The organism is Pontibacter kalidii (assembly GCF_026278245.1).
Classification (GTDB): Bacteria; Bacteroidota; Bacteroidia; order Cytophagales; family Hymenobacteraceae; genus Pontibacter; species Pontibacter kalidii.
The window spans coordinates 333,053-353,279 of sequence record NZ_CP111079.1; the positions used below are offsets into that span (position 1 = coordinate 333,053).

The following is a 20,227-nucleotide window of genomic DNA, read 5'->3' on the forward strand; positions in this document are numbered from 1 at the left end:
GCCCCGCTTGTGGCGGGGCTCCCTTGGTGGTTTATATCTTACAGCTCTTTTACAGCGCACAAATACATTACCTCGGAAGCCCCGTATGAGGCACCTTAAAGGAAATCGTATTAATGCAGGCTAGTTGCTGAAGCATGTCTTTGTCTATATTTACAGCAAGTATAAAGTATAAGTGGGCAACAAAGCAAGTTTTTGTCTGAAAATATTTTTGCAAGGCAGGGTGGGAGGTGTGCTGCTGTGTCTTGACAATCAGTTGTTTACTCTTTTACCGGTGGCTCGGGCAGCTCACTTTCTTTTTTAGGGAAGAGAAGCGAGGCGATGATGGAAATAGCCAGAATAGCTCCTACGGCTATCAGCGCGTAGCGCATGTCGATATGGTAAATATCACTGATAATCAGCTTCACGCCGATAAAGGCCAGGATGAGCGAGAGGCCATAGTGCAGGTAATGGAACAGCTGCATAATGCCTGCCAGCGCAAAGTACAGGGCGCGCAAGCCCAGCAGGGCAAATACGTTGGAAGTATACACAATGAAGGGATCCTTGGAGATGGCAAGGATAGCCGGGATAGAGTCGGCGGCGAACACCACGTCGGTGCTCTCGATCATGATCAGCACCAGGAACATGGGCGTGGCGTACCATTTGCCGTCTATCTTGGTAAAAAACTTACCGCCCACGGCGGTTTTGGTCATGCGCAGGTGTTTGCTGGCCCACTTCACCAGCGGGTTCTGCTCGGGATCCACGTCGTTGTCCTTGGTAAAGGCCATTTTAATGCCTGTGTACACCAGAAAAGCGCCCAGAATGTAGATGAGGAAGTGGAACTTGGCAATGAGCGCCACGCCGACAAGTATAAAGATGGCGCGCAGCACCAGGGCTCCGAACACGCCCCAGAACAGCAGGTTGTGCTGGTACTTGAGCGGCACCTTGAAGTAGTTAAAGATCAGGATGAAGACGAAAAGGTTGTCCACGCTCAGCGACTTTTCGATCAGGTAGCCCGTGAGGAACTCCATGGCCGGCTGCTCGCCTTTCCAGAAGTAGATGAGCACGTTAAAGCCCAGGGCCAGCATAATCCAGAACAGGCTGGTGAGCAGGGCTTCCTTTATTTTCACCTCATGCTCCTTGCGGTGGAACACGAACAAGTCCAGTACCAGCATCAGCACTACAAAGGCATTAAAAAAGATCCAGAAATAAATGCTGTCCATGAGCTAAGTCGTGTCTTTAGAAGAAACAAATATAGGCAAGGGGTGGCAAACTCACATGCATTGTTCGCCGAAAAGCTGCTGTAGCCAGCTATACTTCCGGAACAGGCGCCCTGGGTGGAGTAAGGGGTATATGTTGTTCGTGAGCGGAGATCCCAGGCATACTTATTTCCTGGCCCTTTAGCTTTCCAACTTCTACCAACTGGCTACGGAAGCAAAGTATAAACGTTAGTGCCTGCCTATACTTTAGAGCCGGGCTAGTAGCGGTCGAAGTGGCGGAAATAACTGCTAAGCTTCATCTTGATCACGCCCAGCACGGCCTCCTTAAAAATACCCGACGACATTTTAGAGGTGCCTTTAGTGCGGTCAGTAAAGATGATCGGCACTTCCTTTATCTTGAAGCCATACTTGTAGGAAAGGAACTTCATTTCGATCTGGAAGGCATAGCCCACGAAACGGATCTCGTCGAGCTGGATGGTTTCGAGCACTTTGCGGCGGTAGCATTTAAAGCCAGCCGTCGTGTCGTGAATGGGCATGCCTGTTACCAGGCGCACATACGAGCTGGCGAACCACGACATCAATACGCGGCTCATAGGCCAGTTCACCACGTTTACGCCCTGCACGTAGCGGCTGCCAATGGCCACGTCGTAGCCGTTGTTGGCGCAGGCATCGTAGAGGCGCAGCAGATCGTCAGGGTTGTGCGAGAAATCACAGTCCATCTCGAAAATGAACTCGTAGCCGTGGCGCAGCGCATACTTAAAACCGTGGATGTAGGCCGTGCCGAGGCCCAACTTGCCCTGGCGGGTTTCGAGCTGCAGGCGACCGGGGAATTCCAGCTGCAGTTGGCGCACAATGTCGGCGGTGCCGTCCGGGGATCCGTCGTCGATAATCAACAGCTCGAAGGGGTGGGGTAAGGACATCACCTTCCGCACCATCGCCTCTATGTTTTCCCGCTCGTTGTAAGTTGGGATGATCACCAACGCGTCTTTCATCCGGCAAATATAGCTAATCAGCTATTGTGGGCATGAGGCCTGGTAGAATTAATTTTGCAGGCCAACTCTTTGGCAGCGCGTATACAACTCGGCACCGACACACCCGAATGCCAGTTGGCGGCGATGTACATGCCCTCGCTCTCCAGGGTCTGGGCCATTTGATGGGCATCCTCTATGTGAATGTCGTACTGGGGCAAGGATTGCTGCCAGAGGTGGGCGTACTGGAAATTCGGCTTTTCGGAGGTGATGCCGTGCAGTTCCTTGAGTTCCTGATGCACCTGCCGCAGCAGCGCCTCTCGCTCCGTTAAAGCATGGTGTTCGGCCTGCACACCTCCCACGAAGGTGGTAAACAGCACCTCGTGCGGGCGGCAACGGCCACTGAAAACAGAGCTGCTCCAGATAGACTGTGCCGTAAACGCGTCTTCGGCCCTCGGGTGCATGGCTCCGAAGCCCTCCAGCGGATTGCTCACGTCGCGGCGGTTGTAGGCAGTGTGCACCACCGACAGGGGCGGGTAGTGGATGTTCTGCAGCGCGGCGGCCATGCCCGGGAAAGTATAGTGCAGCAGGTCGGCGGCTTTGGGGGCAGGCAGCGCCAGCACCAACATGTCATACTCCTCGGTGTCGGTTTCGGAGGGGGAGGCGCAGCTCACGATGTATTTGCCCTCGCAGCGGGTAATCATCTCCACCTGGTGCTCGGTGTGCAGCGAGATCAGCTTATCTGCTATAGCGAGCGGCAAAGTATGCATTCCTTCCACAAAGGAAAACGACTTGAGCCGGTCGGCCGCTTTCCGGTGGTGCGCCAGCCCCTTCAGCACAGAGCCGTGCTCCATCTCCAGCTCCTTTAGCTGCGGAAAAGTTTTTCGGATCAGCAGTTTATCCGGGTCTCCGGCATACAGGCTGGAGATGAGCGGGTTTACCCCGTACTCCAGCACGCCAGGGCCAAAGCGGCGCTCGAAAAACTGCGACACGGTTTCATACGCGTGCTCAGCAGGCGGAATGTTCTTTTCCTGCAGGATGCGGTAGCGGGTCTTCCAGGAGAAGCAGGTGTTGGAGAGGAGTGAGAAAGGCGAGAGCGGCAGCTGCTGATAGGTGCCGTCGCGCAGCACAAAATGGTTATGGCTGTTGTCGGCTGCCGGGAGTACTTCCACATCCAGTTTCAGCTCCCGCACCAGGTCGTCCAGCTCCGGCGAGAATTGGACAGCATTTGGGCCCAGTTCCAGCAGGTAATCGCCCACTCTAACCGTGCGGATGTTGCCCCCTACCTGGCTGCCGGCCTCCAGTAAATCGTAGGGGATGCCCAGTTTTTGCAGGTAATAGGCCAGCGCCAACCCCGAAATCCCCGCTCCAATAATCGCTACTCTCATCTGCTGCTGTTCCTGTTTATTTTATACTTTGTTACCCTGGCCGGGACCGGCATTTACCCTCCTAAACGTTTTAATGCGTAATTTAGCGCACCAACCCACACTAACTATACCACATGCAGAAGCAAAAGTGCGTTTTCCTGGACCGCGACGGTGTACTGAACCGTGAGCGTGGCGACTATACGTATGCGTTGGAAGATTTTGAAGTGCTGCCCCGTGTGCCTGAGGCGCTTAGGCTGTTGAAGAAGAACGGCTATTTGCTGATCGTGGTTACAAACCAAGGGGGCGTGGCCAAGGGATTGTACAAAAAAACGGATGTGCTGGCCTGCCACCAGAAACTACAGGACTTCTGCGGCTCGTTGATCGATGCCCACTACATGGCGCCCGGCCACCCGAGTTCCTCCGCCTCCCTCTCCCGCAAGCCCGATAGCCTGATGCTGGAGAAAGCCATCGCCAGGTATAACATAGACCCCGCCCAAAGCTGGATGGTGGGTGACTCGCTACGTGATCTGGAGGCTGCTGAAAAAGTAGGCGTTCGCGGTATACTGGTGGGTGGCAAGTATGAACCCGGCGCGCATGTATGGCAAATGGCTGACCTGTGGGAAGCGGCGCAGTTTATACTTGGGGAAGCGGTTGGGGGAGTATAGGAAAAGTATGTTGATCTGGATATATTCACAGACAGAACTGTCAAGAATGAGGGATAGGTAAGACTACCTCCACACATAATGCAGATAAGCCGAATAGACTTCCGTTTAGCCGGTAGTTGGGCATAATAGGGAAATATAAAGTAAAGAATTGATGTTTGACTGGAGCAGAATTATTTGGCCTAATCTTGCGATATTACTCGCTGTGACTTTTCTACAAGTAATTTACATGGGCACATCTCCTAACCCGGCTTATGACGAAGACCTTCAGTTTAACACAGTTTGTTTTGGAAATATCATCTGTTATAAAAAGGTTCTACTATACCAATTAGCCATTTTTGGATTATTGACAATAGGATTAAACTATATATTATTGAGGGGAAAATCCCAAAACCCTATAAGAGTATCAATGACAGTATTTCTCGCATTCATCTTGATAACAGGTAGTCTTTTGACTTATTTATCGATGGGCTTCTTTGGGAAAGGTTAATTTAAAACTTCTATGCCCAACACGGCACATGCTTCATACTCGGCTGCGCCTCGTTCGCAGCCTGTACAAAACGTTATGACGCATTAAAATTTATTAAATGAGCCAACTAAATTTCTTCTTTGATAAAAAAGATATTCAGAAGAAGGTCCTGGCGATTATTGCATTGAACGAAGCAGAGGTCTTCAGAGGTTCTTTCTATGAAACAGACGCACCAAGGCCTATTGGAAGCATTGAGGAACTTGGTGAATTTGAAAGTTTGGTTCTTTGGCTCAGAAACGGCTTCAGAGAGCCCAAGTGTTCCAGTAAAGGAAGCGGGGAAATTGAAAGGAAGTATCTCTTTGACTACATGAAAGACCCAATCATAGTGATCGATAATAGTACTGTTTCAAACAACTTGATGGCACCTAGTCGCATATATTATAAATCAGGATGGGTTAAAAATGAAGAATTAAGAAAGAAGCACAAGGATTGGGCTACTAGAATTTATAAACTCTTCGATAAGGACACATTGAAAATTAAGAAGACCTGGAGAGTGTCTAAATCTGTAGAAGATTGGATAAATAGTGGGGGTGAGATTGAGTTAGGTAGAGGCGGCTTGGTGCTTAACAGAGAAAAAATTAAGGAACAAAGCAGAGTACAGTAATCATACTTTCTTTGGCTGACGCCCTACCATCTGCTATACCTGCAGGTTAGCTGTCTTATTTATAACTATCGTATCAACTAAAGCAATCATTTACACCTATGGGCCTGTTTAACAAACTCTTTGGCGGAACAAAAAAGATATCAACTACTACACCCCCGATCACAAACTTTACCGCTTCAGATGCGCTTATGGACGAGGAGAAGTTTTGGGACATCATCCAAACCACCAGGAGCAAAGCAAACGGAGATTACGAGCAACAGCAGGAAGAGTTGGCAGGCGAACTTCGCCGGTTAACACCTGACGAGATCATCTTGTTTGGGAACAGGTTCCGGTACTTCAGAGGGCTAGCAAACACATGGGAATTATGGGGGGCTGTATACATTATTGAGGGCGGTTGTGGTGATGACTGCTTTAATGACTTCAGGGAATGGGTAATCGGGCAAGGCAGAGATTTCTACTACAATACAATCAATGACCCGGAAACACTTGTTGAAGTAGACTCTGATATAATTGAAGACGTTGACAGGGAAGGCTTGGGCTATGTTCCTGCTACGGTTTTCAAAGAACTAACAGGGCAGCGTATGCCTTATCCATACCAAGAGAAAATGGAGACGACAGGGTACGAGTGGGAAGAGGGAAGCGATGCCTTAAAGCAGATGTTCCCAAAGTTGTCTGCCAAATACCCACATAATGTGTAAAGCAACATGAGCTTCCTTAAAGCAGAATGGCGAAAGCTGGCGATTGCTAACTACGAAGTAGAGCGCTCGCTATTAACAGACTACCTCCCATACGGGACCGAACTGGACCTGTGGAACGGCAAGTGCTATGTGAGTCTGGTGGGCTTTATGTTTGTGAATACTCGTTTGCTGAACTGCAGAATTCCCTTCCATGTAAATTTTGAGGAAGTGAACCTGCGGTTTTATGTAAAGCGGCTGGAGCAGGGCGAGTGGAAAAGGGGAGTCGTGTTCATCAAGGAAATTGTGCCGAAACCTGCTTTAACTTTAGTGGCCAACACTATCTACAACGAGAACTACGAGACACTGCCCATGAGGCACCGGTGGGAGGAAGCAGGAGACGAAAGGCTGGTGGAGTATAGTTGGAGAAAGAACTCGAAGTGGCAAACCTTTAGCGTTAGGGCTAGCAGCAAAGCAACAGAGATAGAGGCCGGAAGTGAAACAGAGTTCATCACAGAGCACTACTGGGGCTATGCCAGGGTTAGCAAAGCAAAGACAAATGAGTACGAGGTAACGCACCCGAGGTGGGGCGTCTATGAGGTTTTGGACTATAAGATAGGCGTAGATTTTGGCGAAGTATACGGCAAGCGCTTTAGCTTCTTAAACAACCAGGGCCCGGTATCAGTGATGCTAGCAGAAGGTTCCGAAATTACCGTTGAGAATAAGAAATGTATAGATAAGCGCATTGCCGACAAAGCGATAGCTATTTAAATATTCTCCCTAAAAACAAAAAAACCGGCACAAGGCCGGTTTTTGTATGTATGGTTTAGTTCTTTATGCGTGGGGGAGTTAGATGCTGGCTTTCTCTGTAGCCACTTCCTCAGCTGAGGCGGTTAAAACTGCCTTTTCCTGAGCTGAGTTCTCAACTTTTGCGTAATTGTACGCCGGGCAGTACGTTTTGCAAGAGGCCATGCCCATTGCCAGGCACAGACTGCCCATTAGGATAACTTTCTTCATGACATTGTATTTTGAAGGATTTAGAACCAAAAATAGTATAAATTCTTTAAAAGCAAAAAAAGTGATTCAAAAATATAGGAAGTCACCTATACTTCATACCCCAGTATACGCATCATAGACTCACTGGTTTGCTCTGGCGCAAATTGCCAGTGCTTTAATGTTCCATCCTCGTCTCTATCGATCAAAATATGCTGTGGCGCAGGAATCAGGCAGTGTTTAATGCCACCGTAGCCACTCAGCTGCTCCTGGTACGCTCCCGTATGGAAGAAGCCAATGTACAGGGGCTCACCCTTCGGTATCTTCGGCAGGAACACCTGGAAAGAGTGCATTTCGGAATTGTAATAATCCTGGCTATCGCAGGTCATACCTCCTAATTGTACCTTACGGTATTCCTTGTTCCAATGATTCACGGCGAGGAGCGGCCAGCGCTGGTTCAGGGCCCAGGCATCGGGCAGGTTGGTGATAAACGAGCCATCGATCATGTACCAGAGCTCCTTATCGTTCTGCAGCTTCTCGTCCAGGATAGAGTAAATGTTGGCGGCGCTCTCGCCTACGGTAAAGATGCCGAACTCGGTGAAGATGTTTGGCTCCGGCACCCCCTCCTCATTACAGATGCGCTTGATGGTACGCAGGATCTCCTCGGTCATGTACTGGTAATTGTAGTCCGCCTGTATCGAGGTTTTGATCGGGAAGCCACCGCCAATATCGATCGTGTCCAGCTCCGGGCATACTTTCTTCACCTCGGCATACTTGTGCACAAAGCGGCTCAGTTCCGACCAGTAGTAGGAGGTGTCTTTGATGCCTGTGTTGATGAAGTAGTGCAGCATCTTGAGCTCAAACCTTTCATCGGGCTTAATCTGCTGCTCGTACAGGTCAATCACATCGTTGTAGCGCACGCCCAGGCGCGAGGTATAAAACTCGAACTTCGGCTCCTCGTCTGAGGCCAGACGTATGCCAACCTTGGCCTTGGTTTTTACGTGCTCCTTATAGTAGTCGATCTCGCCCAGGTGGTCGAGTATCGGCATGCAGTTCACGAAGCCGTCGTTTATAAGTCCGGATATGTGGTGGCGGTAACGCTCGCGCTTAAAGCCGTTGCAGATAATATAGGTGTTCTTATCTATCTTTCCTTTCTTGTACAGCGCCTTTACGATCTCCATATCATAACCCGACGAGGTCTCGATATGCACCCCGCTTTTCAGGGCCTCCTCCATCACAAAAGAGAAGTGAGAGGCCTTGGTGCAGTAACAGTAAGTATAAGTGCCATTATAGTCAAGCTTTTGCATGCTCTCGTTAAACAGGCGCTTAGCCTTCTGTATCTGGGAGCCAATCTTAGGCAGGTAAGTCAGTTTAAGAGGAGTGCCGTACTGCTTAATGATGTCCATCAGTGGAATACCATTAAACAGCAACTCATTGTTTTCTACTGTAAATTCATCAGTAGGGAAGTCAAAAGTTTGGTGGATCAGATCCGTGTATTTATCCATTCTGTTGGTTAGGGGAAGTTAAGAAAACATGCAATATTGTTCGTATTTTACCATCTTTGCAAAAAGTTTGTTCTAAATCTATGAAAAAAGTAAAACTGATAGAAGTCAGGTCTGAGCTGGGGGCCGGAACACGTGGGGCCAGCATGGGGATAGAAGCGCTACGCGTAGCCTGCTGGGATAAAGGTTCTGACTACTTCAAACGGTTTAACTCTATCAGCGTACCAGATCTGAACTATACTTTATTCGATAAGGACGTTTTCCCGAACGCCCACCGCATCGATAGCATCCTGACCGTGCAGAAGAACATCGCCAACGCCGTGGAGCAGACTATCTCCATGGACATGTTCCCGCTGGTGCTCGCCGGTGATCATTCTAACGCACACGGTACCATTGCTGGTATAAAAGCCGCCTATCCTGAGAAAACATTGGGTGTAATATGGATCGATGCCCACGCCGACATCCACTCACCTTATACCTCGCCGTCGGGCAACGTGCACGGCATGCCGCTGGCCATGGCCCTGAACCTGGACAACCTGGAGCGCCAGATAAACGACCCCGCGCCGGAAACCGTTTTCTTCTGGAACTCCCTGAAAAAGCTGGGCTTCGAAGGCCCGAAGCTAGAACCCGAGCACCTGGTTTACATCGTGGTGCGCGACACCGAGGAGCCCGAGGATTACCTCATCAGCAAGTATGGCATCAAGAACTTTACCTATAGTGAGGTGAACCAGAAAGGCATACCGCAGGTAGCCCAGGAGGCCCTGGACCGCCTGCAGGGGTGCGACATCATTTATGTGTCTTTTGATGTGGACAGTCTTGACTCCAAGTTCTCCAAAGGCACCGGTACACCGGTGGAGGTGGGACTTACCGTGGAGCAGGCCAAAGAACTAAATTACCTGCTGCTGCAGGACCCGCGCGTGGTGTGTTACGAGATGACGGAGATCAACCCGACACTGGATACGGAGAATACCATGGCCGAGAACGCCTTTGATATTCTGGAGGCCGCCACCGACGCAATTTTACACCGAGAATCTAAAAGTACAGCCATATAGTAATGCACTTACAAAACGCCATTAGCCAAAGTATAAGCCAGGCGCTGCAAGCCCTGTTCGGAGTCACTGTTGATGCTTCAGAAATCGCCCTGCAACCCACCCGCAAGGAGTTTGCCGGCTCGTTTACCTTCGTTACCTTCCCCTACACCAAGCAGGTGGGCAAAGGCCCTGAGCAGATCGGCCAGGCGCTGGGCGAGTACCTGAAGGAGCATGCCGGGGAGGTAAAGAATTTTAACGTGGTAAAGGGATTTCTGAACCTGGAGGTAGAGGAGCGGGAGTGGCTGCGCCTGTTCCGTGGCATTATGTCTGATGCGGATTATGGCCATGCCGAGCCGAGCGGCCGCAACGTGATGGTGGAGTATTCCTCGCCCAACACCAACAAGCCGCTGCACCTGGGCCACCTGCGCAATAACTTCCTGGGCTACTCGGTGGCCGAGATCCTGAAGGCCAACGGCCACCAGGTGATGAAGGTGAACCTGGTGAACGACCGCGGTATCCACATCTGTAAGTCGATGCTGGCCTACGAGAAGCTGGGCCACGACGAAACCCCTGAAACCAGCGGCCTGAAAGGCGACCACCTGGTAGGCAAATACTACGTGCTGTTCGACCGGGCCTACAAAGAGCAGATCGACGCGCTGGTAGAACAGGGCATGGACAAAGAGGAGGCCAAGAAAAAGGCGCCGTGGATGCTGGAGGCGCAGGAAATGCTGCTGAAGTGGGAGCAGGGCGATGCGCACGTGGTGAACCTTTGGAAGATGATGAACACCTGGGTGTATGGCGGCTTTGATGAGACTTACCGCACCATTGGTGTTGACTTCGATAAATACTACTACGAATCCCAAACCTATACTTTGGGCAAGGAGCGCGTAGAGGAGGGCCTGCAGAAAGGAGTCTTCTTTAAGAAAGAGAACGGCTCTGTGTGGGTAGACCTGACGGACGAAGGCCTGGACGAGAAACTGCTGCTACGCGCCGACGGCACCTCGGTATACATTACCCAGGACCTGGGCACTGCCGAGCTGAAGTATAACGACTTCCCCTACGACCAGTCAGTATACGTGGTGGCCGATGAGCAGAACTACCACTTCCAGGTGCTGAAAGCCACGCTCAAGAAACTAGGTAAAACTTACGCCGATGGCATTTACCACCTGTCGTACGGCATGGTGGACCTGCCTTCCGGTAAGATGAAATCGCGTGAGGGTACCGTGGTGGATGCCGATGAGCTGGTGCAGGAGATGATCGACACGGCCCGCCAGCAGACCGAGGAATTGGGTAAGATAGAAGGCTTTACGCCGGAGCAGGCGCAGGAGCTCTACCATACCCTGGCCATGGGCGCCCTGAAGTATTTCCTGCTGAAGGTAGATCCGAAAAAGCGCATGCTCTTCAACCCGCAGGAGTCCATTGATTTCCGGGGTAACACGGGCCCGTTCATTCAATACACCCATGCCCGCATCTCGGCCATACTTCGCAAGGCCGGAGAGATGGGCATCAAGTATGATCCGGCAGTGTTTGAAAACTTTGAAAACCTGCATGAGGTGGAGCAGGAGGTGATCACCCAGCTGGTGAACTTCCCGGCGGTGGTAAAGGAAGCGGGCAACCTGTATGCGCCTTCTGTTATCGCTAACTATGCCTACGAGTTGGCAAAGGCCTACAACCGTTTTTACCAGGAGATCTCGATCTTCAACGAAACGGACGAGCAGGCACGCAGCTTCCGTATCGCTCTTTCGGCCATGGTGGCCCGCTTCGTGCGCGAAAGTATGAAACTGCTGGGCATTGAGGTGCCGGAGCGAATGTAAGGTAGAGGTTGAAGCGGTAATGCTGAAAAGTCCCCCTTTGAAGGCAGGGTTGTTAGGCTCTAACTATGCCTGCAAGCTTATAGCAGTAAAGCTGAACATAGAGGCAATAAGATTCTCCCCTTGAGGGGAGTTAGAGGGGTGTTCGCGTGGTGTAAAGGGCTTTAGCTATTGGCTTTACACCCCTACGGTCCCCTCAAGGGGACAGTCTACGGCAATGCATCAAAGGGACCACTTTTAATAAATAGCTTTCAACATACTTTAAAAGCCATAAAATGATCACAATGAAAAGCCTGCAAAAACTTTTAGCACTGGCGCTTGTATTAGGTGTGACAGTTTCCTGCACTGGCGGGGCTGAGGCAAACCAAAATCAAGAAACGATGGCTACAGAACCAACCACTAACACCCTAACAAGTGATTTCTATACTTTCAGAATGAAAACGCTGGATGGCAAAGAGGTGGATTTTTCGCAATACAAAGGTAAGAAAGTGCTGCTGGTGAACACCGCCTCTGAGTGCGGCTTCACACCGCAGTACGAAGGCTTGCAGCAACTGCACGAGGTGCACGGCAAAGAGGTGGTTATACTTGGTTTTCCGGCCAACAACTTTGGGGGCCAGGAGCCAGGCTCTAACGAGGAGATCGCCTCCTTCTGCCAGAAGAACTTTGGCGTAACCTTCCAGATGTTTGAAAAGATTTCTGTGAAAGGGGAGGACCAGCACCCGCTTTATACTTGGTTGGCCCAGAACGCACCGGACCATGAGGAGCCGAGCTGGAACTTCAGCAAGTATCTGGTGGACGAAAATGGTAAAGTAGTGGCTTTTTACCCGTCTAAAGTAAAGCCGATGGATGAGGAGCTGCTAAGCGCGATTAAGCAGTAACTCCAGGTAGTGATTTTGCCTGGCACAGGCGAACGCTTGCGCCAGGTTTTAGCATAGGATAGAAACTTGAATACATCCCAACACACAAGTGCCCAGAATCCAGGCCTGGCAAAGGCCTGGATTTCGGCTTTTAGACCGCGCACGCTGCCGCTGGCGCTTTCCTGTATAAGTATGGGCGGGTTTATGGCGGCTGCCCACGGCTTTTTCGACGCCACGGTGGTAGGCCTCTGCGTGCTTACTACGCTGTTTCTGCAGATCCTCTCCAACCTGGCCAATGACTACGGCGACTCCAAGCACGGAGCCGATAGCGTGCACCGGGAGGGGCCGATGCGGGCCGTGCAGGCAGGGCACATACAGGCCGAACAGATGAAAAAGGGGATGCTGGTATTCAGCCTGCTCTCACTGGTGTCGGGGCTGGGGCTGCTGTGGGTGGCTTTTGGTGCCGAGGGCATGCTGTTGTTCCTGCTGTTTTTGGTGTTGGGGTTGGCCTCTATCTGGGCGGCCATTAACTACACCGCCGGCGACAAGCCCTACGGTTATGCCGGTCTGGGTGACATTTTTGTTTTCATCTTCTTCGGGCTGGTGGGCGTGCTGGGTACTTACTTTCTGCAGGCACAGGCGCTGGAGGCCACGGTTATACTTCCGGCCCTGGTGTGCGGCTTTTTTTCGGTAGGCGTGCTCAACGTAAACAACATCCGCGACATCAACTCTGATATACTGGCCGGCAAGCGTTCCATACCTGTGCGGCTGGGGCCTAGGAAGGCGCGTGTGTACCACCTTATACTTTTGGCTGGAGGTGTGCTGAGCGCTCTTGCTTACGTCGTGCTGAATTACGAGAGCTCGTGGCAGTTTTTGTTTATACTTGCCCTGCCGCTGGTGCTGGTGAACGGGGTAAACGTGTGGCGCAAGCAAACCTCCAGGGAGCTGGATCCCTACTTAAAGCAAATGGCCATGACGACGCTGCTGTTTGTGCTGCTGTTTGGGGTGGGGCAGGTGCTGTAAAGATTGATGTGGCAGGAAAAAGTTGTTTATCCTTTTAAGAGCAGGCGAGAAATCGGGTTGGGAAAAGAAGGGTTGATCCGGCAAGGTGTTCTCCTTCAGCTGATGCTCAAGGGCTGTGTACGCAATCAAAGTATTCATTATTTAAAAAGTAGAGGCGGGTAGTGTACCAATATGGCTATTGTTGGCACTGCTGTGTATCCACTTCTTTGCCTGGTAGTCATACAAGGTGATGCTTCCTCCTGCATGGCAGTCTTGAAAAGGCTTACTCAGGTCAATCTGACCATTTACCTGCGAGACAATAAGAAGCAGGATAAACGTTATTACTAATCTCACTTTCAGTTTCTATAGATGGCGCACATAATGCTGGGTTATAGGGGGACCGTAGCTGACGCATAGCCGGTGTTGGTAGCTCCGTTTTATAGGTTATCCTGCTCGAACAGCTTTCTTCTCAGTTCACCTTCTAATTGACCAAACCAGCGCCCACCACTCGAAGTAAGCAGAATCAGCCCTTTGTTGAGCTCCGGATAGAACACGTATCCGCTTGCAAAACCATCCATATCTCCTCCGTGGCCATAGCGCGTCGTGCCCTTGTCTACAGTTTTGTTTAGCCCATAACCATAATGAGACCCCTCTATGCCGTCACTTTCAGTCAGGATCAATGGGTTGTTCTTATCACCCTTCTGGCTAAACAGCCGGTAGGCCTGCATCTGTGCAAGCATTAACTTTGATACGTCCTCCACATTAGAGTAAACACCCCCTGCCGAAGTTAACTTACCCATCACAAAAAGGCTGGTTTTTCTGTTCCTGTCGTCTTTCCGGTAGGGTGTAGCTATCAGTTCCATTTGTGCTGCATCAGGCGCTACGAAAGTGTTCTCTAAGTCATACCTGTCGGCGATATACTTCTTTAGCAGGGCTCCATAGCTCTGTCCGCTTGCTTGCTCAAGTATATACCCAACCACTGCGTACCCAAAGTTAGAGTATCCAAAATCAGACCCCGGCTCAGATTCTAACTGCAACTCGTTCAGGTCTTTTAGTAAGTCCTGCTCTGTGTATGGAACAAGCATGGGCTCACCGTCTATTCTTTTGTTGCCCGGAGCTCTGTAAGGCAAGCCTGATCTATGGAGGAGCAGGTGTTGAACGGTTATGGCATTAAGCTTTTCCTTGGCCTCACTTGTTAATGCATCCGGTAAGTAAGTAACAATAGACTCCTCTGCCCTTAACTTACCCTCAGAAATCAGATTGTTAGCAAGTATACCGGTAAGCTTTTTAGTGTCTGAGCCTATTTGGTAGACTGTTCTTTCAGTTACTTTGGACGTACTGCCACGTTCCTTTTCCCCGAAGCCTTCCACATATGAAAGTTTCCCGTTGCGAATAACCCCAATGGAGATAGCCGGAATGTTATTGGCTTTCATGGCGCTATCTATTTTGGTGCGTATCCATTCATTCTCAACCTCATTTTCATCAAACGCTGCTGGCTTAGCCTGAAGTTCTTGTAAGGAAGCAGCCCTGGAGCCTTCGGAGGTGGGCTTACAGGAAGTGCTAAGCAACAGTACGATAAATAGTAATGCTATACCTCTCATATAGATGTTTTAAAGGATGTGATACGATTGTTGCCCCAATGTTCGGAGTACTCTGCAGGGGGCTGCAAGGTCTGTCCCTTCCAAAGTATAAAAGTACCCAATACATAAAGTATGGCCCGGCCACCTCTATGAGCAGCCGGGCCATACTTTATACTTTCAGCTATTAATTACCGCCTCCGCCGCCATTGTCTCCGCCGCCGCTTTTCAGGTCGTCGTTCTTAATGCCGCGCTTGGTGCGTTTGATGTCCTCTTTCAGCTTACCGAACCTGTAGTTAAAGCCGATGCTGGCCCGGCGGCGCAGGTAGCGGTACTCGCTGCGCTGCTCGAAGTTCAGGCCGCTCAGGTCGCTGTAGCCGGTAAAGTATTTGCCGAAGGGGTTTTGCACCGACAGACTGATGCTGGCTTTCTCGTCTTTGAGGAAGCTTTTGCTAAGCGAGAAGCCGTTCCAGAACTGCCCGGCCGACTCGCCCTGCAGCATCACGCGTGGGGCATAGTAGCCCAGGTTTACCCCGGCCCGCCAGTTTTTCTCGAACCTGTAGTTGGCATAACTATAGATGTTCCCGCTGATGCCGCTATTTTCCAGGTCCACGCCGGCTATGTTTCCGCTAAGTTGGCTGTAAGACACGGAGCCATTCAGGTTCACACTGAGTTTCTTGAAGAACGTGGCGTTGCTGTTGATGGAGAGGGTGGTCGTGTTGTTCCTGCCAATGTTATCAAAGGTCGTGCTGCTCACAGAGTCTGCGGGGTTAAAGGTGGTGTAGCTTTGGATGGCGTTGTTGGTAAACGTATGGGTCAAGGTGCTGTTCAGCGACTTTCCATTTTTAAACATACTGTGGCCCAGGCTAAAGACGTGGCTGGTGGCAGCCTTCAGCTTCGGATTACCAAAGGAGATGGCTTTCTCATTTTGCCTGTTCACGTAGGGGTTCAGGTACCACAGGCTGGGCCGCTCGATGCGCTGGGTATAAGAAAGCTTTAGGGAGGCCATGTCCTTCAGGGTGCGCGTCAGCGTCACGCTCGGGATCAGGTTCAGGTAGTCCTGGTCGGCCACTGAGCCCGATGACTTGAAGTTGGCATCCACCACCGTCTGCTCCAGGCGCGTGCCTGCCCGTACGCCCCATTTCTTATAGCGCAGGCTGGCCGAAGTATAAGCGGCGTAAATATCCTGGCTGTAGTCAAACTCGTTCGTCAGGCTCGGCACATCAACATACGTACCTGTTTCGGGGTTATAGTTACGGTAGAAGTAGTCGCTGCCGTTGTCGCGGAGGATGGTTTTGGCGCCCACCTCTAGCGTATGCTTCTTAATGGGGTGCACGTAATCTACCTGGGCCGTCTGCTCTATGGATTTGCCGTCGTTTTGCGTGCGCGTGCCAACGGGGCCTGTATAGTTCAGGGTAGGCACAAATTCCAGGTCCGTGTCGCTGTTGTTGGAGTTGTCGCCAATCTTGTAAGAGAGGGTGAGTAGCTGTTCCTTGTTGCGCTTGAAGGTATGCTGGTAGTCCAGCCCCACCTCGTAGCTGCCCCAGGAGCCAAGGCCATAGGTGTTGCGGTCAAAGGCCTGGGTACGATTCTGTCCCCTGCTAAACTCCTCCACCGTCTGCAGGTAAGCCGACTCGTACTCGCTCTTGTTCAAATCGAACTTAGCCGTGAGCAGGTTCAGCGTATCTATTTCGTAGCTCAGCTCGCTGTTGATGTAGTTATACTGGCTTTCGTTATTGCCCTGGCCCTGCTGCTGCAAGGTGGTGCCGGAGGTGTTGTCGCGTCGCTCAAAAGAAGAATAGGAGTCGGGACTGGTAAACTTGTTGCTGCCGCCGTAGGCCGAAATGCCCAGTTTGCCTATTTTCGCCCGGATATTGGCGGAGCCAAAGCGGCTGTCGGGGGTAGCCTGCGAGAGGTACACGCTGCCGTTGTAGCCGTTCTGCGGCTTGTCGTGCGTTATCACGTTGATGATGCCGCCAATACCCTCGGCGTCATACTTGGCGGGCGGGTCGGTAATCACCTCGATGCGCTTGATGGTGTTGGCCGGCATGCTACGGAACACATCTTTGGGGCTGCGGGCAAAGAGCGTGGAGTTCCTGCCGTTTACCAGCACTTTAAAACTGCTGCTGCCGTTGAGCTGTATGTTGTCTTCGGAGTCGAGGCTGAGCATGGGTACCTTGCGGAGCATCTCCAGGGCCGTGGTGGTCTTGCTCTCCGGGTCGAACTCCACGTTGTAGCTTATTTTATCGATGTCCTGGGTGATGAGCAGCTTCTCGGCGGTTACCTCTACCTCCTGCAGCTGCTTGGCCGAGCTGGCTATACTTAGTTTGCCCAGGTCAGCAGGCTTGCCTGCCTCCAGCGCCGGCACCTGCACCGAGAATGGTTTGTAGCCCACATAGGTAAGTATGAGTTTGTAGGGGGCGAGCGGCAAGCCGGTTACTTCAAAGCTGCCGTCAGCCTGCGTGAAGGATGTTTTCAAAGCTTCATCCTTGTCCGGAGGGCTTATGACCACGGTAACATAACTGAGCGGGGCCTGGGTAGCGGAGTCCACCACTATTCCTTTGATGATGCCGGTACTTTGCCCTAGGGAAGTGAAGCAGATGAAGAGGCACAGGGCCAGTAGTAAGGTTTGTTTCATGTATACTTAGGTTAGAGTGTGCGTATTGCGATTCACAAAGTATAAGCTGGCCTATACTTATACTTTCAGGTACACACTTTCCCCTAAATTCCTGAGGCTGTTCAGCCTATCCCTGCCCTAAAAGTTTTGTGTCTGGAAAGATAACGCAAAATCTCTTAGATATAGCATATGGTTTATAAAATATTTAATGGATTAATTATATAACAGCAGCTGTAAGTACAGGAATTGCTGGAGTATGGTCTGTTTGCCAACCACTGCGCATCTGGTGCGGAGGGCGTAAAAAAAAGCCACCTCTTGTCGGGGCGGCTTTTCCATAGAATGTATACTTATACTTTATTGCAGTAGCAGGGTATGGCTAGGTACGAGCTGAACGCCCCGTTCCGCCAAGTCTGTCTTGGCTTTCTCAAAACCCTCCGCACTGATGGCCCTGACGGCATCTTCCAGGTAGTATACTTTAAAGCCCTCTGCCAGCGCATCCTTGGCCGAAAAGTACACGCAGAAGTCGGCGGCGAGGCCGGCCAGGTATACTTCTGTCACTCCTTTGGCCCGCAGGTAGCCGGCAAGAGCGGTATTTTTCCGGTGGCCATTGTCAAAAAAGCCGCTGTAGCTATCCACCTCCGGGTCGGTACCCTTGCGGAAGATAGCCTCGATGCGGTTTTGCTCCAGCTCTGCCGAGAACTCAGCCCCTAGCGTGCCCTGCACGCAGTGGTCGGGCCACAGCACCTGCTCCAGCCCGTTCAGGTCCGTTACCTCAAACACGTTTTTGTCTTCGTGCTGCGAGGCAAAGCTCTTGTGCTGCGGCGGGTGCCAGTCCTGGGTGGCCACTATAACATCGAACTGGCTCTGCAGCCTGTTCACGACCGGGAGAATGGCATCCCCTTCGGGCACGGCCAGTGCACCTCCGGGTAGAAAATCGTTCTGTATGTCTATCAGCAGTAAAGCGCGCATTATGCCTGATTTATGCTTGTGGCGTGGTAGCGGCGCTGTTGGCCGGGCTGCCACCCTGGTTACCATCCTTGTTCCTGTTACGGTTGCGATTCCTGTTGCGGTTCCTGCTTTTGCCCTGGTTCTCGCCACCAGGCTGTCCCGCTAGCTTTACGGGCCTGTCGCTGCCCTCCCCCTTTGGCTGGGCGCCTTCCGGGCGTGGTGCCCCGGACTTTGGCCCTCTGTGGTGCTTGCTGCGGTGTCTGTCTGCTTTGCTGCCCGAGCCAGGCTTGTTGCCGCTACGGTGCCGTGGGCTGCCGCCGTCCCGGCGTGTTGGGTCAAAGGCGGGCCCAGGACCGAAGTCCTCCGGAAGCGGCAGCTTTGGCAGCTCACGCTCAATCAGTCGCTCCACCTTCTGTACCCGGTACATGTCCTTCTCGTTCACGAACGTAATGGCCATACCCGTGGAGGCGGCCCGCGCCGTGCGGCCCACGCGGTGCACATAGTCTTCGGCGTCCTGCGGCATATCAAAGTTCACCACGTGGCTCAGGCTGTCGATGTCGATGCCCCTGGAGAGGATGTCGGTGGCCACCACGATCTGGTATTGCTTGTTTTTGAAGCCCTGCAGTGCCTTCTCGCGCTCATCCTGCGTCATGTCCGAGGAGATGCCCTCTACCGTGAAGTTCATCTTCTTGAGCGAGCGCACGATTGGGGTCACGTTGGATTTTCGGGACGTGAAGATGATCATACTCTGCACATCCAACTCGCGCAGCAGGTGCTCCAGCAATGGCAGTTTCTGGTTGTCGTAGGTCAGGTAGAGGCGCTGGTCTATTCCCTCGGCCGGCTTGGAGATGGCCAGGTTCACCTCGGCAGGCTGCTGCAGGATCTGCTGGGCCAGCTCACGGATCTTGCGCGGCATAGTGGCCGAGAAGAGAAGTGTCTGGCGCTGCTTGGGTAGCTGGCTGATGATCTTGATCAAATCGTCCATAAAGCCCATGTCCAGCATCTTGTCGGCTTCGTCCAGCACCAGGTGATTGAGCTGGTCGAGCCTTACGTAGCCCATGGCCATGTGCGAGAGCAGGCGCCCCGGGGTGGCTATGATAATGTCGGCGCCGGTGGTCAGGGCGCGTTTCTGCTGCTCCCAGTCATCGCCTTTGTTGCCGCCGTAAATGGCAATGGAGCTAACGGAGGCGAAGTAGCCAAAGCCTTCTACCTGCTCGTCTATTTGCTTGGCAAGCTCGCGGGTAGGTACCAGTATAAGTGTGCTGGTGTGTTCATAGCCTTCGTTCGAAATGCGGTCGATAAGCGGCAGCAGGTAGGCCGCCGTTTTTCCGGTGCCGGTCTGAGCGCAGGCAATAAGGTCTTTCTGCTCAAGGATCAGCGGGATAGCCTGCTGCTGTACGGGGGTTGGGTTGTTGTAGCCCATAGAGTTGATGCCCGTCAGCACATCCTCGTGTAGGTTAAAAGAATGGAAGTCCAATGTGTTTAATATTTTGGTTTAGTACATGGCGGCCATCTTTTTCCATCAGCCGCTTTTCTCTGTAAATATACTACAAATATGCCGACTAAAAATATATGCATTTTTTCAAATATTTTTTTGGATAATGTTGGGAGTATAAAAAAGAATGTATTATGTTTGTAAAAAATAGGACAGAGTGGCAGAGTGGATGTGGTGGTAAAATTGGTTTAGTCCAATTTTAATCGAGAGGAGGTTGTTTTGAATATTTATTTACAGGCCGGGAGCGCATATTATAATATCCATATATGTTAATCTTTGTTAGTAAAATTATAATTATCTGAAACAATGCCGCTGAAGAGGCGTAAACATCTTCAAAACAACTCAAATCATAACATCACAAAAAATATATATTAACTCCAACAAAGTCATGAAA

The 20,227-nt window shown here is 51.4% G+C and carries 17 protein-coding genes; 8 read left to right on the forward strand and 9 right to left on the reverse strand.

Features of this window, described 5'->3' with window-relative positions; translation table 11 throughout:
- Positions 1 to 257: 257 nt before the first annotated feature.
- From OH144_RS01405 to hemG, 3 genes are all read right to left on the reverse strand, one after another.
- A complete protein-coding gene (locus tag OH144_RS01405) occupies positions 258 to 1,199 on the reverse strand; it encodes a TerC family protein (RefSeq protein ID WP_266204498.1) in 942 nt (313 codons plus the stop codon).
- Positions 1,200 to 1,453: 254 nt separating this feature from the next.
- On the reverse strand, positions 1,454 to 2,188 hold the full coding sequence (locus OH144_RS01410; RefSeq protein ID WP_266204499.1) for a polyprenol monophosphomannose synthase: 735 nt from the start codon (positions 2,186 to 2,188) through the stop codon (positions 1,454 to 1,456).
- Between the two features lie 17 nt (positions 2,189 to 2,205).
- Positions 2,206 to 3,552, reverse strand: a complete 1,347-nt coding sequence (gene hemG, locus OH144_RS01415; protein ID WP_266204500.1) for a protoporphyrinogen oxidase — start codon at positions 3,550 to 3,552, stop codon at positions 2,206 to 2,208.
- Between the two features lie 113 nt (positions 3,553 to 3,665).
- Here hemG and OH144_RS01420 point away from each other — a divergent pair, with 113 nt between their 5' ends.
- From OH144_RS01420 to OH144_RS01435, 4 genes are all read left to right on the forward strand, one after another.
- Positions 3,666 to 4,196: a D-glycero-alpha-D-manno-heptose-1,7-bisphosphate 7-phosphatase gene (locus tag OH144_RS01420; protein ID WP_266204501.1), complete on the forward strand. Its 531-nt coding sequence runs from the start codon at positions 3,666 to 3,668 to the stop codon at positions 4,194 to 4,196.
- Positions 4,197 to 4,780: 584 nt separating this feature from the next.
- A complete protein-coding gene (locus OH144_RS01425) occupies positions 4,781 to 5,326 on the forward strand; it encodes a hypothetical protein (protein WP_266204502.1) in 546 nt (181 codons plus the stop codon).
- A 98-nt stretch (positions 5,327 to 5,424) separates the two neighbouring features.
- Positions 5,425 to 6,024 carry a DUF4240 domain-containing protein gene (locus tag OH144_RS01430; protein ID WP_266204503.1) on the forward strand — a complete coding sequence of 200 codons (600 nt, stop codon included), beginning with the start codon at positions 5,425 to 5,427 and terminating at the stop codon, positions 6,022 to 6,024.
- A 6-nt stretch (positions 6,025 to 6,030) separates the two neighbouring features.
- On the forward strand, positions 6,031 to 6,771 hold the full coding sequence (locus tag OH144_RS01435; protein ID WP_266204504.1) for a YqjF family protein: 741 nt from the start codon (positions 6,031 to 6,033) through the stop codon (positions 6,769 to 6,771).
- Between the two features lie 332 nt (positions 6,772 to 7,103).
- Here the strand turns inward: OH144_RS01435 and OH144_RS01440 are convergent, their stop codons facing one another.
- Positions 7,104 to 8,498, reverse strand: coding sequence for a type III PLP-dependent enzyme domain-containing protein (locus OH144_RS01440; protein ID WP_266204505.1), 1,395 nt, complete (start codon positions 8,496 to 8,498; stop codon positions 7,104 to 7,106).
- Positions 8,499 to 8,578: 80 nt separating this feature from the next.
- On the opposite strand from OH144_RS01440, the gene rocF reads away from it, so the two are divergent.
- The 4 genes from rocF (at position 8,579) to OH144_RS01460 (ending at position 13,217) form a co-directional block, all read left to right on the forward strand.
- Positions 8,579 to 9,547, forward strand: coding sequence for an arginase (rocF, locus tag OH144_RS01445; protein WP_266204506.1), 969 nt, complete (start codon positions 8,579 to 8,581; stop codon positions 9,545 to 9,547).
- A 2-nt stretch (positions 9,548 to 9,549) separates the two neighbouring features.
- Positions 9,550 to 11,340 carry an arginine--tRNA ligase gene (argS, locus tag OH144_RS01450; protein WP_266204507.1) on the forward strand — a complete coding sequence of 597 codons (1,791 nt, stop codon included), beginning with the start codon at positions 9,550 to 9,552 and terminating at the stop codon, positions 11,338 to 11,340.
- A gap of 377 nt (positions 11,341 to 11,717) precedes the next feature.
- Entirely contained in the window at positions 11,718 to 12,215 is a 498-nt protein-coding gene (locus OH144_RS01455; RefSeq protein WP_266204508.1) for a glutathione peroxidase, read from the forward strand.
- A gap of 66 nt (positions 12,216 to 12,281) precedes the next feature.
- The gene (locus OH144_RS01460) at positions 12,282 to 13,217 is read left to right on the forward strand and encodes a 1,4-dihydroxy-2-naphthoate polyprenyltransferase (protein WP_266204509.1); all 936 of its coding nucleotides are present in this window, start codon (positions 12,282 to 12,284) and stop codon (positions 13,215 to 13,217) included.
- Positions 13,218 to 13,358: 141 nt separating this feature from the next.
- Here OH144_RS01460 and OH144_RS01465 read toward each other — a convergent pair whose 3' ends face one another.
- The 5 genes from OH144_RS01465 to OH144_RS01485 all read right to left on the reverse strand — a co-directional run bounded on the left by OH144_RS01465 (position 13,359) and on the right by OH144_RS01485 (position 19,815).
- Positions 13,359 to 13,550 carry a hypothetical protein gene (locus OH144_RS01465; RefSeq protein ID WP_266204510.1) on the reverse strand — a complete coding sequence of 64 codons (192 nt, stop codon included), beginning with the start codon at positions 13,548 to 13,550 and terminating at the stop codon, positions 13,359 to 13,361.
- Between the two features lie 83 nt (positions 13,551 to 13,633).
- Positions 13,634 to 14,797, reverse strand: a complete 1,164-nt coding sequence (locus OH144_RS01470) for a serine hydrolase domain-containing protein (RefSeq protein ID WP_266204511.1) — start codon at positions 14,795 to 14,797, stop codon at positions 13,634 to 13,636.
- A gap of 163 nt (positions 14,798 to 14,960) precedes the next feature.
- The gene (locus OH144_RS01475; protein ID WP_266204512.1) at positions 14,961 to 17,411 is read right to left on the reverse strand and encodes a TonB-dependent receptor domain-containing protein; all 2,451 of its coding nucleotides are present in this window, start codon (positions 17,409 to 17,411) and stop codon (positions 14,961 to 14,963) included.
- 333 nt (positions 17,412 to 17,744) lie between these two features.
- Complete coding sequence (gene pncA, locus OH144_RS01480; protein WP_266204513.1) at positions 17,745 to 18,359, reverse strand: bifunctional nicotinamidase/pyrazinamidase; 615 nt, start codon at positions 18,357 to 18,359, stop codon at positions 17,745 to 17,747.
- Between the two features lie 10 nt (positions 18,360 to 18,369).
- Complete coding sequence (locus OH144_RS01485) at positions 18,370 to 19,815, reverse strand: DEAD/DEAH box helicase (RefSeq protein WP_323134770.1); 1,446 nt, start codon at positions 19,813 to 19,815, stop codon at positions 18,370 to 18,372.
- Positions 19,816 to 20,227 lie beyond the last annotated feature (412 nt).